This window comes from Mycobacterium xenopi (assembly GCF_009936235.1).
Classification (GTDB): domain Bacteria; phylum Actinomycetota; class Actinomycetes; order Mycobacteriales; family Mycobacteriaceae; genus Mycobacterium; species Mycobacterium xenopi.
In genome coordinates this window covers 1,080,944-1,094,181 of the sequence record NZ_AP022314.1, presented here as the reverse complement: position 1 = coordinate 1,094,181, position 13,238 = coordinate 1,080,944, and the positions used below count along the sequence as shown (strand labels likewise).

Sequence of the window (13,238 nt, the reverse complement as noted above, 5' to 3'; positions counted from 1 at the left end):
ATGCACACGCTGTGCTGCTCGATCAGCCTCGGATGGCGCCGCGCTTGTAGGACTCACACAGACCTTCACGATCTTTGCGCCGCCGAACTCGATGATGGGAGGCGTGGTCGCGGAGTGCCGTCGCCGCTAAAGGCCGCGTAGCGTCGCTAGACTGTTTTGATGCATCTCCCAACTTGTATGGGTGTCAAATGACCGAGGACGCTTCGGGAGCTGACCGAGTCCGGTTGCGGCCGCCGACTGTGCAGGGGGCCTCTGCGGGTGCGAAGCTGTTTCCCCGCGACGATGTGCCGCTACTGACGGCAAACTTGGACGAAACCGACCGAGCGCTGATCGAATATCTGCTGCACGACGGCAAGATGACCAACCGCGTGTTAGCGGCCCATACCGGGATCAGCGAATCGGCGGTCAGCATCCGGCTGCGCAAGCTGGCGGCCAGCGGCGCAATCATTTTCACCGCGCTTTTCGATTGGGAAGTGGCCGGCTTCGAGTGGTTCGTCATCGCCCGGATCAAGACCCAGGCCCGCTCGCCTCACGACGTCGCCGCTGACGTCAGCCGACTCGAGCAGTGCGAGGCCACGGCGGTGTGTTTGGGAACCCACGACGTCATCGCTTATTTCCTGGTCAAGGACCGCGCTGAGCTACGCCTGCTGACCAACGACAATCTACCCGCCATTAGCGGGATCTCCGACATGAGTATCGATCTGGCGACACAAACCTCGGTCACTCCCAACGGGCGGCGACTGTTTTTGGCCCGAGGGGCTCCGCCGATCCGACTGCCGGCCCCAAAGATCGACCTCGATGACCTCGATATCGCGATCCTGCAAGCCTTGATCGATGACGGGCGCCAATCCAGCCGCAAGATCGCTCGCGCCCACGGTGTGTCGGAAGGAACCATCCGCACCCGGCTGGCCCGGCTCACCCAGGCAGGACTTGTCCGGGCGGTGGCCATGGTCGAACCGGTGGCTTTAGGGCTGGCCGGTGTCATCGTCTGTGTCTCGCTGCGGGCCGACCGCGCCCGCCTTACTGCCATTCAGAAAGAACTCGCCGCGCTGCCCGAGCTGGTCTTCATGGCAGTCTGCGTAGGTAGCGCCGACCTCAGCCTCACCCTGACCGCAACTGACCTCCAACACGCAATCGACCTGATCGCCAGCCGAGTGCAAACCATCGACGGGGTCTTCGCCACCGACACTCTGCTCATGGTCGATGTCATCCGATTCAGCCCCTACATGAAACGCCTCGACACGCTCACGTAAACACACCGAACCGAGTACACGGCGAGGCTGTTTAAGTTAAACGGGTGTAGCTCCTGAGAAAGAAGGAGAGCACTGTGACTGATGTGATGATAGACAGGGAAGCCGCCGAGATGCCCGACGCGCGGGGCTTGCTGCGGCTTGACGACCTCGACGAGCAGCTGGTCGGGCAGCTGGTGGATCGGGCCCGCTCGGAGGGGCTGCGGTTGACCGGGAGGACGGGCTGCTGGGCCAGCTCACCAAGAGAATCATCGAGTCCGCGGCCCCGGGGCGAGCTCGACGATCATCTCGGCTACGCCAAGCACGATCCAGCCGGCCGTGATGGCGGCAAGTCCCGCAATGGTGCCCGTACCAAGAGGGTGATTATCTTGAGCCGACGAATTGTTCAGGGCTTTGACCAGCGGTTTTGCGTTGAGGACGGTGCGGTCGACGCATTGGTCAACACGGGCCGATGAGGGCGGTGGGTTTTCTTCTCAGCGTGTCGCGGTGTTCGCCGTGAACGGCTTTGGCTCGTTGTTCGCCGAGTGCGAGCGCCAGCGCCTGTCGGTGCCGCGTGTTCTCTTCTTCCAGGTGGTTGATGCGCTCGGTCGCCGCCTTGAGACGCTGGAGCCGGGAGGAGTTGGAGGCGCGCTGCCGGTCCGGCACCGGCATGTGCTGAGTCGGGAGGTGTCGACGTGCGCGGAGGCGCTCGATCTCGCTGCATAGCTCCGGCTGGTTGTATAGCCAGGACCGAGAGACGCGGGCTTCGCGGGCTACAGCATCGAAAGTGATGGGGAGACCGGCCTTGTCCATCCGTCGCAGCGTCCACACGGCGCGTTTGGGGGTTGTTTTCGCCCTGCAGCGGGCGGCGGCGATGATGAGGCGGGAGTTGTCAGCTCGTGGTCACACGCAACGAGGTTGCATGAAACCCGGGATGCTTCAGGCGAGCGTGATGCAGCCCGATTGGAAGTACCACCTGCACTGGCAGCCCAACATGCCCTCGCGCGACGAGTTGCTCACGATCATCGCTGCGGTCACGCCCGAGATGGTCCACCGGACCTTCGCCGCTTACTCGGGCATCTGCGAAACCGTCGCGGCCACTGTGCTATCGACAGTTACTTCGAGGCCGGAATGACAATGGCGTGCATCGCCGAATTGCTGCCCGGATTCCTGCCGTTGGACCCCGGCGGTCAATCCCCTTACCCCGACACTGGAGTTGTGCGCGCACCTGGAGGGGGGTGCGGCGGCTCCCATTTTCGTAGTCAACAACCTGCCACCAGCGATTATGGTGCACCGGGGCGCACCATGCGCCACTCACTATGGGACGGGAAAGTATGTGGGCAAGTGCGGCGGCGGTATGTCGCGCAGGAACGCCATGGCGTTCCATGGCAAGAAGTAGAGACCAATGTAGGCGACTTCCATGAACGCGAAGGTCGCGAGGAACCGGACGATAGCCTGTCCGCGAGTGGACTGTACAACCTGCGCTCCGCGCTCGACGAATGAAAGGCCGTCGTCATTGCGTGACCAACGCAAAGCCGTCATGGCGGTCCACGTGAGGCCGAAGAATACCGGGTTGTATAACGGCCAGCCGTAAGGCTGTTGGTTCCACAGTGTCAGTTGATTTGCCGGATGTACGTTCGCGATCGCACCGATGCGGAGGTAGACGAGTTCGGCCACCGCAGACAGCGCGGCGCTCGCGAGAAATACGGCGCCGAAACCACGCAAAGGACCCCAAGATGGCCGCGTCCTCTTCAACCGTCCGAGGATCGCGCAGCCCATTCGAACAGCGAGGAAGAACGCCCACGTGTATGCACCGAATACGAATGCTACTGGCACAGCCCAGAGTTCAGCGTGTTGGCTGTGCCATCCTGGGATGTATCCGCCCCAACTCTCGACATTGAGGTGATGGGCGTTGTACTGAAAGCTGAACAGCCAATAGTTGTCCAGCGGATCCCAGAAGTTCAGCAGGATTGCACCGAGCACGAATAGACCGTCGAAACCCAAAGGCTCCCGCCGAAATAGCGGGCGTGCGACGAACCGGTAGAGGATCACAAGAAATACCGCGAACTGTCCCCACTCCAAGCCGTGTAGAAGACATAGCTTCATCGGTGACATCGGATCCGGGCCTGGATCGATCGAGCTGACCCCGCCAAGAACCCACTTTGCGAGCACCCGGACGATCAGGAGAACCGACGCGGCGCCGAGACTTGCCCAACCGACCACGGGGAAGCGGGATAGACGGCCAGCAGATTCTATTCGGTGATTGGCGGTAGGAGAAGACATTCGGTACTCCAGAACAAGGGGATACGAACGACTTGTCGCATACGCCGCTGAGGACTCGCCTGCGGCCCCTAAATCAATTTCGGCTTTCGAAGGTCGACACCCTCTTTTGGATTGGCAGTCACAACAGAATTTGCATCCCGATGACGATCCCGGCCGTGACTGCAAGCCATGCACCGACGATTGACTGCAGCCGTCGTGGTGCGTGGCGCATGTCCATGAAAAACCACTGAACCAACCACGATTTGGCGATCGCGATGACGAGTACGAGCGACAGCGCGGCCGATGTGGTGCCCAGCGCGTGGTCAGCGCCGAGCCAGTACGATACACCGGTCAGCGCCACCAGAATCGCCCATACGATGACGGCTGGCTGGCGAGACACCGCGATTAGCGGAGAAGTTCTGTCTGACATGTCAATTCACCAGATAAAAGAGGGGAAACAGAATCAACCAGATCAGGTCGACCATGTGCCAGTAACAGGCACCGGATTCGAAGAGCGCCGGCTCCCGTGGGCCCGGCAGCCCTAACCTGACTCGGCTGCGTAGCAGCACCAGACCTGCACTGGCGACAGCGACGTGTACCAGATGCGCACCGGTGATGACAAAGAACAGCATCCAGAAGCGGTTGGTGTGGATTGTGATCCCGTCGTGGAATAGGGACCAATACTCAATCGCCTTGACAGATGCAAACGTTAGCCCGCAACCGATGACGGAGGCTATCAACGGCGACGCAGTGTCAAAGCGTCTATCCGCGACGGCCTGAGTCGCGAGCACAACGAGGATGGAGCCGGTGAGTAGAACGATGGTGTTGGTCAGTCCGAGCCCTTGGGCCAGTTCGCGTTGCCCGGCGGCGAACAGGCCAGGATTCTTTCCGCGATTGTATCCGATCAGGCCGAAAAGTGCGGTGAAGATGATCATCTCGCCGATGATGAAAACCCACGCGTCGGGCTCTCCCGGGATCCTTGGCGGCGAGACCTTGTGTTGCCGCATCCCGGCCGTGGGCGCGGCGGTCACCGCAGGACCTGCTGATTCTGTGCGTTCGATAGTGATGCGTCGGGAGGAGCGGGTGGGTGCGCTGCTTGTGCAGCGCGGTCGCGGGCGGCCATCTTGTGCAACTGCACCAGGATTACGGTGAACCAGGAGAAAAACACCACAGCTGCGATGTAGAAGGCCATGAACCCGTTCCATGCGAAGGGGCCTTCGGTGAAGAACGGGATCAGAGACCCCACGAGTGATCCGAAAGCCATCCACGCGCTAAACCATCCCACCCAGCGAGGGAACACGGGGGGGGTCGACCGATCACTAAGAATCGCAGCGGCGGTCGCGCCGGCCTCTAGTGCACCCGGCTGCCAGAGCCCAATCCATGCCATCCACGTGACGTGGTTGAGAAGTTCGTAGCTGGACGCTGGCATGTCCGGCCGTAGCAGCGCGGTGAGCAGGAACGGCCCGAAGACCATCATGAGCGTTCCGGAGGCGGTCGCCGCCGCAAGCTCGGTGTAGACGGCCGTCGCCCCGATGCCCGGGATGCGGCGTAGCCGGTCGGCGAGCGCGGCGCCGAAGGGGATGAACATCGTCCCGCCGACGATCAGCATGATGACGGCGACACGGCGCAACTCGACGTGTTCGTGGTAGAACGCGGCCGTCGTCGCTGCATCCGCGGGTGCGGGCGGCGGTACAAATCCGCCGCCAAAAAAGCCGAAGCCAAAGCAGGCGAACCCGACCCACATTGACCACATCCCGAGACGGTCCGGCATCCCGAAGCCAAACCCGTATGCACCCGATAGGCGGCCGACTCGTTGAGGGGAGCTATCAGATGTCTCGGTCGGATGGGGGCTGCTGGTTGCGTCCAAAACAGGCGTCGATGCCTGGTGAGCTTCCTTCATGGCTGAAGTGTACGAAACTTTGCGCGTATTAATACCATAATGGCCACGCAAGATTTCGATCCGTCCGGCTGGCAGGGTATGCGTGACTGTTGGGGCGGGGGTCGGCAGCCGTTGCCGAGCCGTACCGCAGTGGGATCAATAACGCGGCATCACAACGCGTTACTACAGATGCAAACTAGCGACATGCCGCTAAATCCGTTTATTGTGCATAGCAAATAGTGGAGGTGTACACGCAAACATGTGGACAACAAGAGATAGCTGTGGCAATGTGGGGCCCGTCACATCCGTGAGATCGGCACGGCCGCAGTGGGCCCTGCGCGGCACCTGACGGAGACCGACGTGACCGCACCGGAAGGAGCCATATGCCTGGCATTCTCACCCAGTTGCCCCCGTCGTATCCCGTCCCACCGGCTGACCTGTCGGCCGATCATGGGGCCAGCCTGGCCTTCACCCTGATCTGTGTTGCGTTCATGGCGGTCGCTGTGGGGTGGATCGTCCGCCTTGCGATGCGTGGGGAAACGCTTGGCGTCTATTTCTTGCTCGGCGGACTGTTTATGGGGGTGCTCGAGGCGTATCTCGACTATATTGGTTTGCTCTGGTTCGCTGGTGACAACGTAGCCATCGTCCTCAACCTCTTCGGCCGACACATCCCGCTCTACGTCGTGTTGGGTTATGCCTTCTTCTTCGGTCTGCAGGCCTACTTCATCTACCGGGCAATCCTGCTGGGAAAGGGCACCAGGTTCTTCCTCTGCGCCTACGCCATCTCATGGGTGTTCGATCTGGCGTTGCAGGTCACCGGCCGCGCCTTCGGGCTCTACCGGTACTACGGGCATCAACCCTTCCTTATCGCCGGAGCTCCGGCATGGTGGTTCACCATCGACGCGACCCTGCAGTTGCTAGCCGGCCTCGTCTTCTTCGGTCTGCGCGAGCGGTTTTCCGGCTGGGGCAAGCTGATCGTGATCCCGTTGCTGCCGATGCTCTATGCCGGATTGAATGGTGCGGCCGGATGGCCGGTCTTCACGGCCCTGAACAGTAACTACCACGCCGACGTCAATGGCAACGGGTCCACGGCGCTGGTGTATCTGGGCGGATCGCTGACGGTTGCTCTCTGTGGGCTTCTGGTTTGGCTAGTGGTGACTGAGATCGCGAAAGCCCAGCAGCGAGCTGGAATCTCGATCCACCCGGAGGTCACCCTGGCAGAAGTGTTCCTCGCCAAGGTGGGTGTCGGCATCAGCCCACCGGCGCACTCCATGGCGGCCGACCCTGTCGCAAGGAGGCCCTGACGGCCGTCGTCGCCGGCTCATCGTGCAGCACCGGTTAGCCGACCTGGCAATGTGAAGAGGGACCATGGAGAGCTACGACGTCGTCGTTATCGGTGGCGGGCACAACGGGTTGGTTGCGGGCTGTTACCTCGCCCGCGCCGGACGATCGGTCCTCGTCGTCGAGCAGTACGACCGTTTAGGCGGGATGACCCTCAGTGCACCGTTGATCGATGCGGCTCCGCAGCACATGGTCAATCCCGGTGCTTACGAGAACGTGTACCTGCGAGCGGGAGGCGTCGTTGAGGATCTCGGCCTGCAACGTTTCGGCTATCGCGAGGTCGACAGCGTGGGATGGGCGTGGCTCGGCGAAGACGGTGAATCTTTGCTCTTTCAAGCCGATGTCGAAAAGACCGCCGCCGACATTGCGCGCTTTAGCAAGCGAGACGCGGAATCCTATCGTGAACTGGTGGCTATCGCCCTGAAGGCCGTTGACCTTCAGGGCCGCTATGGCGCAGGGTCACCTGTGCGGCCCTCTTTGGGTACCATCGCAGCGGGCCTGCGCATGCTGGTGCGAGACCGTAAGCTTCGCTCGACCCTGGCGGGATTGCTCACGGGTACGGCCGCTGATGCGATTACCTCGACGTTTAAATCGGATCAGGTGCGCGGTGCTTTCGCATCGATCGCAACGATTTTGGGCGCTCCGACGGCGGAGGGCAGCGCACTGGCGCTGTTGGGCACGTCGTCACTGCATGGAGCCGGAGCGGCGCGCCCGATCGGCGGCATGGGCGGGTTGGTGCACGCATTGCAGGAATGTCTGCAGTCCTTTGGCGGTGTGGTGCGAACTGGCCTCGCGGCATCGCAGATTGAGCACAACGATGATCGCGCTACGGGCGTCACATTGAGCGACGGGACAACTGTTACGGCGCGACATGCCGTCCTCACCGCGATTCCGCCGCAGCGGGTGCCCGACCTCGTCGGTGACGGAATCCCGGTACCGCTTGCCCAGCGTCTGCGAGCGGCGCCGGCGAACGCCGGTGGGGTCGCCTCATTCACCGTCAACCTCGCATTGTCGGGGCAGCTGCAACTTTCCGCCCATCAACTTCGGCGCAGCGATGTGGACCTACGTAAACCCGCGCTCTTCACTGGCTCGTTCGATGGGGTGATGAAGAGCTGTGAGCAGTCGTCGCGCGGTGAGCTGCCAACCGATGCTCCCTGGTGGTGCACGATCTTCACCGCGATGGACGCCTCGCAGGCTCCATCGGGTCAGGACACAGTGCAGTTGTACAGTCCCGCGCCGGTGACCGCTACTGGAGGTTGGCACCTGCGCCGAGACGAAGCGGCGAAGCGACTCGTCGATCAAGTTGGGCGGGTTATGCCGGGCGTTCACGAGCTCGAGATCGGCCGACTCGTGGAAACCCCGGAAGATCTGACGCGTAGAACAGCAACGGTCAACGGATGTCTCTACCACGTCGACCATCTGGTGACGCGCATGGGACCCCTCCGGCCTACTCTCGGCGCCGCGGGGTACCGGACGCCGCTTCGTGGTCTATATCTCACCGGCGCTGGGTTCCACCCCGGCGGTGGCGTTTCGGGTCTTCCGGGCAAGCATGCCGCTGCGGCAGTGCTTAAGGACCTCGGTCGCCGTCGGCGTCGGTAGCAGTATGGGGTAGCTGCGCTGGCGCCCCGCCTCGGCAAGCCCAACAACCCGACTATGGTCGCATACGTGGTGGAAGGTAACCGTCTGCAATGCCGGTCGGGCCAACCTCTTCAGCACGACGCTGGCCTACACAGGCTCGACGTTTGAGCAATGATCAGATCCTGTGGATGAGCCTCGGCGAGGCGGCGTGGTTGGGCGCACCTTCCCGAGGATGATCTGAAGTCCATTTGTCTGATCAAGGACCGGCGTTGACGCGCTGGTTCAGGAAGGTACGACCCATGCTCAATGTAGTCGCTGAGGGCGGCAATCGTGATGGTTCGGCGGCGCCTGTCGTGTTGGTGGGCCCGGTGTCGTCGGTGATCGATGAGATCGTGCGCGAGGGTGCGCAGCAGATGCTGGCCGCGGCGTTGCGGGCCGAGGTGGCCGCCTATTGTGCCCAGTTCGCCGATGAGCGCGACGAGAACGGGCATCGGCTGGTGGTGCGTAACGGCTATCACGAGCCGCGTGAGGTGACCACCGCCGCGGGTGCGATCGAGGTGCACGCGCCGCGGGTCAACGATAAGCGGGTTGACCCGCAAACCGGTAAGCGGGTGCGGTTTTGTTCGGCGATCCTGCCGCCGTGGGCGCGCAAGACCCCGCAGGTGGAGCAGGTGCTGCCGCTACTGTACCTGCACGGCCTCTCGTCGCAGGACTTCGGGCCGGCGCTGGGCCAGTTTCTGGGCTCGACCAAGGGCCTGTCGGCGGCCACGATCAGCAAGCTGACCTAGACCTGGCAAGCCGAGCGGAAGGCGTTTTCGGCCCGCGACCTCTCGGGTGTGGACTATGTGTACGTGTGGGCCGACGGCATCCACGTCAACGTGCGCCTGGAGGAGACCAAGCTGTGCCTGCTGGTGCTGATCGGGGTACCGACATGACATAACTCTCAACGAGTTACAAGAGCCGTCGCACCCGGGATTAGGGGGTCGGTCTTGTCAACGTTGACTTCCTGACCGTCCGACACGCCATCGCCATCGGTGTCAGGGTTTTTCGGGTCGGTGCCATAAAGCTGGACTTCGTCGCCGTCCGACAGGCCGTCGTGATCAGTGTCCGGATCGAGCGGATTGGTGTTCTCGAACCACGGGAGAACTTCGATGTCGTCGCGGAGTGCGTCGCCGTCGGTGTCGGCCTTAATAGGGCTGGTACGGTACTTGTACACCTCGTCGTAATCAGTCAAGCTGTCGAGGTCGGAGTTCTTCGAATTCGGGTTCGACTTGAGCACGAGGACTTCAAAGCCGTCGTCCAGCCCGTCGCCGTCGGAGTCCTTGTCGAACGGATCGGTTTTCGACACGTCACGCTCAAACTGATCGCTGAGGCCGTCGCCGTCCGAATCGACCGATGGGGACGGTTCAGCGCCGACTGGCGCCACACACGGCAAAGCCATCGAGACCAGCAATCCAGCGAAAAGCGCAGCGGCCCAACGTACGACAGCGGGGCGGCGGACGATATGGGTGGTCATCGCAAATCCTTCTGCGTGGTGGCGACTGCTTAGGCGGGCGGATCGGAGAGCCGATAGGCCAACTGCGGGCAGTACTCGTTGACCGACAGCACGAGCAGTTCGTGTGCTTTTCCCTCCCCTGGTTGGGGCGCTCGGCCCGGCGGCGGAATAGAGGCGGGTTCGAGGTTCAGGTGCCGCGCGATGTGGGCCTCTACGTCTTGGGGGAGCCTCCGCAAGTTAGGGAACCCGTAGCGTTCCAGCTCGCCGCTTTGAAGGAAGCGACATGCGGACAGCGCTGTTCTGATCAGAACGTCGTCGGACTGCGGGAGCCCGAGAGCACGAGCCCCGGCGAGGAAGCTGGCCTCATCGGCATGCGCCATCGGTGTCCCCAGCAGCGCAAGCGCTATACCCATCATGGCGCAGCCGACATGTCTGGCGGGATTCTGCATCTCGGTTTCTCCCCTTGTGAGAGGTGCCGCCATTCGGCGGACATGGAGCGGTTCATTTCGGGCACAGATAGACGAGCGCTAGCTGTGTGACGATCGGCGGCAACATCGACGCTTCGTATCCCACCCTCCCCTGATCACGCATGAAGCACGCTTGGCGACCCTGGTCGAGCAGCTCCCCGTCACTGTTGAATGCGACCATCGAATCTGGAGTGATCGGCAGCAGGCGGCGCGCTTGATCGAGGAACTGCATCTCGGCAGGAGTTGGTGGGGTCAGCGGGTCGGCCGGCACCGCCGGTGCGCAGGCCAGCAATGCCGGGCCGACCAGCAGCAGTCCCGCGGTCAGCATCTTGAGTGTGGTCAACGCTGTCTCCTGTCGTGTCTCCGCCATCAGCCGGACGTGAACCTCACGTGGCCGGACCCGGCCGCGCGCCACTGGGCTGCTGGGTCGTTGGCACACTTGCTGGGTCTGTCGGGGCCGTTTTGGGTAACGGCGCATCGAGTGTTTGTTCGGGCTGCGCGGCGGTGGATGGCTGCACTTTTGTCGAGTCCGGTAGTGGGTTGGACCTAGGTGGGGGTTGTGGTGGGCGCGCGTCGTGACTGAGTTCGGCCAGGACCTCTTCAAGCTCGGCAAAGACTTTGGGATCGATGTCTTCGCGTGCCGGCGGCCGATCGCCTGTCGTAGGTAGGGCACCAGACCTGGGTGTCGCTTTTTCGAAGGCCCGGCGTGGTAGGTCCTGACCTGCGCGGGGTTTCCCGAGGGGCAGGACGGGGCGGGCTGTGCGCACTGTGAAGATGGGGAGGCGCTCCCCCCCTCAAGCCAGGCGAGGACCGAAGGCGCTTCTGTTCCGAGCCAGGTGAGAGCCAAGCCAAGCATGACGGCGGCGCTGAAGGCCGGAGTCTGTGCTGCGCGGATCATCGTCTGCCACCCTGGTACGTCAGGGGTGACCACGCCACCCGCGAGTTTGGGGGAGCGAGCCGGCTGCGGCGTACGAGAAACCGGCTGCCGCTTCGCCGCTGGGCCGCGAAAGGCGTTCGCAAATCGTGCTGTGCCCGCTTGCCTGTGCGCAGCATGACGTGGCCCATCTCGACGATGAGCAATCTCGCCGCATTGTGCGCGTTGTTTCCGGGGCATCGCGTGACGTGCCTGACGCTCACGGCGGTTGCGAACCATCACGGCGGGCTCAGAAAAGTTTTGGTGGGTGTGACGAAGAATCGGTACGGGCCACGCGCGCAGTAGGTGCTGTCATCTGTCATGGTGGCGCACCTGGTTCCGTTGTATTCCACGTAACTGCGTGGCGGCAGCATTCGCTCCGCCCGCCCGGGGGGGAACTGAAAACTCAGCAGGGGGTCGTAACGGGTGACGATGTTCCCGGTCACCCAGCCGATATGGGTGTCTCCCTGCGGTGCACCCGGAATATTCCCCGCGCAGCCAAAGCTGCCTCTATCCCAGATGCCGCAGTTCAGGCCAAGGGGGGTGGAAAACCATACGCCTTCATTGCTGGCGGTGAAGAATTCGCTGGGCTGGTGTCGTTGGTAGGACTGCAGAATGGGGCCGGCGTCGGGAAATGGAGTGGGCTTAGGAGGTATCGGAAGGTCTGCCTCTGGTTTCTTCCCCCGCAGATCCCCTGCGGGTGGGGGTAGGGGATCAGCATACGATGGCGCGCCAGCGCCGTTGTCGACGTTGTCGTCCGGCTGTGCTTGCCCGTTGGGCGCGGCCCCGAGCGCCAACCCGATGAGACACGCACTCGTCGCCAACCACCAGCAGACTCCCGCACGCTGACCCATCATCGCTACCCTCGAATCCTCGTTTCTAATTAACACGGCCCGGATCCACTCCTGGCACCAATCCCGATGCTGGTTCGGGAAATAAAGGGCTCCGGTCATACGTCGAGTCGGTGTCCGGCGTGTGCGGCGCGCTGCCGTAGCACGTCGCATTACCTACGTCGATCGTGTTCTCGCAGATGACAGCGCCGCGGAAAGAAATGCGCACCGTCACCAATTGACCTTGCAGAACTCGGCCGACGGTCGCCGCCGTCCGGAAATTCGGCCGCCAGTCGGCGCGCACTTCGGCGCCGGCGTCTTCCGGGCTGAACACCTTGGCCACGGGAACCGTGATCTTCCAGGGCAGCGGCACGTCTTTTATTAAGTGCTTTCCCGACAGATCGCGGTATTCGATACCTCCCGCCTGGTCCACGAAGCTTGAAAAGACCTCATAGGTGACGATGTCGTCGGCGTGAGCGGCAGGGGCCGACACTACCGCCGCGACGCCGGCAATGAGCGAAGCCGCTGTACCGTGGATTCGATTCATGAGCACCCTCCTCCGCGCCGAAATGGAACGCCGCGCGCCGAGGACGCGTTAGGCCCCGGGCCGACTGTTGACCGATCCGATGAGTTGGGGGCATGAGCCTCAAACACCCTCTGTCGCCACGTACGCATCTAGGCGGCCAACACCATCGCTGCGAGCACATAGTTAGTAGTGCGATTCCTTATCAAGCTGACGCCATATTCGGTGTAGGAGCAATCGGGGATGTCGAGATAGCCTTCAAGCAATAGACCTTTTATCGCATCAGTGCTGGTGCGGCCTGCGCCCTGCACCAGCCGGGCTTTCTTACCGCCAAAGCCGCGGTCCTTCAACAAGGGCAGGGGGTCGTCCACCGGCGCGACGCGTCCGGCGTGATCGAGCCACGCAGCGGTTGATCGATTCACGTCTTCTGCGGTGCTTTCGACTAACGGGTCGGGCCGCAGCGGCGCGCAGGACGCCGAGCGCACCGAGTCGACCGCGGCCCTTAGGGTATCGGCGGAATCTGCAACCGCTGGCGGGGGCAATAGCATCGTCGCGGCCAGGAATGGCATCGCCGCGACGGCTGCTGAAATGCCTCGAACGCAGCGGTGCGACAAGGAGGAGGTCATCCATTTGGGGAAGGCAGGCCGGGCATCCGCGCGCATCGTCTCTCCTACCCGCACACATGTGAGCGAAAGATGTCGCTACCGTGGCGCTTCGCCTT

The 13,238-nt window shown here is 62.6% G+C and carries 15 protein-coding genes and 1 pseudogene; 6 read left to right on the top strand and 10 right to left on the bottom strand.

Going from position 1 to position 13,238, the window contains the following annotated elements:
* Positions 1 to 188: 188 nt before the first annotated feature.
* Both MYXE_RS05025 and MYXE_RS05020 read left to right on the top strand, forming a co-directional pair.
* A complete protein-coding gene (locus MYXE_RS05025; protein ID WP_085195878.1) occupies positions 189 to 1,253 on the top strand; it encodes an Lrp/AsnC family transcriptional regulator in 1,065 nt (354 codons plus the stop codon).
* A gap of 74 nt (positions 1,254 to 1,327) precedes the next feature.
* A complete protein-coding gene (locus tag MYXE_RS05020; protein WP_139821162.1) occupies positions 1,328 to 1,705 on the top strand; it encodes a hypothetical protein in 378 nt (125 codons plus the stop codon).
* On the opposite strand, the gene MYXE_RS05015 is transcribed toward MYXE_RS05020, so the two are convergent.
* The gene (locus MYXE_RS05015) at positions 1,689 to 2,060 is read right to left on the bottom strand and encodes a DUF6262 family protein (protein WP_232061746.1); all 372 of its coding nucleotides are present in this window, start codon (positions 2,058 to 2,060) and stop codon (positions 1,689 to 1,691) included. The genes MYXE_RS05020 and MYXE_RS05015 overlap by 17 nt on opposite strands.
* 91 nt (positions 2,061 to 2,151) lie before the next feature.
* On the opposite strand from MYXE_RS05015, the gene MYXE_RS05010 reads away from it, so the two are divergent.
* On the top strand, positions 2,152 to 2,364 hold the full coding sequence (locus MYXE_RS05010) for a hypothetical protein (protein WP_139821161.1): 213 nt from the start codon (positions 2,152 to 2,154) through the stop codon (positions 2,362 to 2,364).
* Positions 2,365 to 2,546: 182 nt separating this feature from the next.
* On the opposite strand, the gene MYXE_RS05005 is transcribed toward MYXE_RS05010, so the two are convergent.
* From MYXE_RS05005 to MYXE_RS04990, 4 genes are all read right to left on the bottom strand, one after another.
* The gene (locus MYXE_RS05005; protein ID WP_161552049.1) at positions 2,547 to 3,452 is read right to left on the bottom strand and encodes a spirocyclase AveC family protein; all 906 of its coding nucleotides are present in this window, start codon (positions 3,450 to 3,452) and stop codon (positions 2,547 to 2,549) included.
* 178 nt (positions 3,453 to 3,630) lie between these two features.
* A complete protein-coding gene (locus MYXE_RS05000; protein ID WP_161552048.1) occupies positions 3,631 to 3,852 on the bottom strand; it encodes a cytochrome C oxidase subunit IV family protein in 222 nt (73 codons plus the stop codon).
* A 70-nt stretch (positions 3,853 to 3,922) separates the two neighbouring features.
* Complete coding sequence (locus tag MYXE_RS04995) at positions 3,923 to 4,522, bottom strand: cytochrome c oxidase subunit 3 (RefSeq protein WP_161552047.1); 600 nt, start codon at positions 4,520 to 4,522, stop codon at positions 3,923 to 3,925.
* Positions 4,519 to 5,442 carry a hypothetical protein gene (locus MYXE_RS04990; RefSeq protein WP_161552046.1) on the bottom strand — a complete coding sequence of 308 codons (924 nt, stop codon included), beginning with the start codon at positions 5,440 to 5,442 and terminating at the stop codon, positions 4,519 to 4,521. Before MYXE_RS04990 ends, MYXE_RS04995 begins: the two co-directional genes overlap by 4 nt.
* A 311-nt stretch (positions 5,443 to 5,753) precedes the next feature.
* Between MYXE_RS04990 and MYXE_RS04985 the strand changes: the two genes are divergently transcribed.
* The 3 genes and pseudogenes from MYXE_RS04985 to MYXE_RS04975 form a co-directional block, all read left to right on the top strand.
* Positions 5,754 to 6,674: a hypothetical protein gene (locus MYXE_RS04985; RefSeq protein WP_085195865.1), complete on the top strand. Its 921-nt coding sequence runs from the start codon at positions 5,754 to 5,756 to the stop codon at positions 6,672 to 6,674.
* Between the two features lie 64 nt (positions 6,675 to 6,738).
* A complete protein-coding gene (locus MYXE_RS04980; protein ID WP_085195863.1) occupies positions 6,739 to 8,310 on the top strand; it encodes a phytoene desaturase family protein in 1,572 nt (523 codons plus the stop codon).
* Between the two features lie 278 nt (positions 8,311 to 8,588).
* A pseudogene (locus tag MYXE_RS04975) lies at positions 8,589 to 9,215 on the top strand (transposase); the annotation flags it as partial.
* A 17-nt stretch (positions 9,216 to 9,232) separates the two neighbouring features.
* On the opposite strand, the gene MYXE_RS04970 reads toward MYXE_RS04975, so the two are convergent.
* The 5 genes from MYXE_RS04970 to MYXE_RS04950 all read right to left on the bottom strand — a co-directional run bounded on the left by MYXE_RS04970 (position 9,233) and on the right by MYXE_RS04950 (position 13,179).
* On the bottom strand, positions 9,233 to 9,805 hold the full coding sequence (locus MYXE_RS04970; protein ID WP_085194375.1) for a hypothetical protein: 573 nt from the start codon (positions 9,803 to 9,805) through the stop codon (positions 9,233 to 9,235).
* Between the two features lie 29 nt (positions 9,806 to 9,834).
* The gene (locus tag MYXE_RS04965; protein ID WP_112649978.1) at positions 9,835 to 10,233 is read right to left on the bottom strand and encodes a DUF732 domain-containing protein; all 399 of its coding nucleotides are present in this window, start codon (positions 10,231 to 10,233) and stop codon (positions 9,835 to 9,837) included.
* A gap of 52 nt (positions 10,234 to 10,285) precedes the next feature.
* Positions 10,286 to 10,621, bottom strand: coding sequence for a hypothetical protein (locus tag MYXE_RS04960; RefSeq protein ID WP_232061745.1), 336 nt, complete (start codon positions 10,619 to 10,621; stop codon positions 10,286 to 10,288).
* Between the two features lie 1,422 nt (positions 10,622 to 12,043).
* Positions 12,044 to 12,541 carry a hypothetical protein gene (locus MYXE_RS04955; protein ID WP_174893197.1) on the bottom strand — a complete coding sequence of 166 codons (498 nt, stop codon included), beginning with the start codon at positions 12,539 to 12,541 and terminating at the stop codon, positions 12,044 to 12,046.
* Positions 12,542 to 12,669: 128 nt separating this feature from the next.
* Positions 12,670 to 13,179 (bottom strand): hypothetical protein, encoded by a 510-nt coding sequence (locus MYXE_RS04950; protein ID WP_232061744.1) that lies wholly within the window; start codon positions 13,177 to 13,179, stop codon positions 12,670 to 12,672.
* Positions 13,180 to 13,238: the final 59 nt, after the last annotated feature.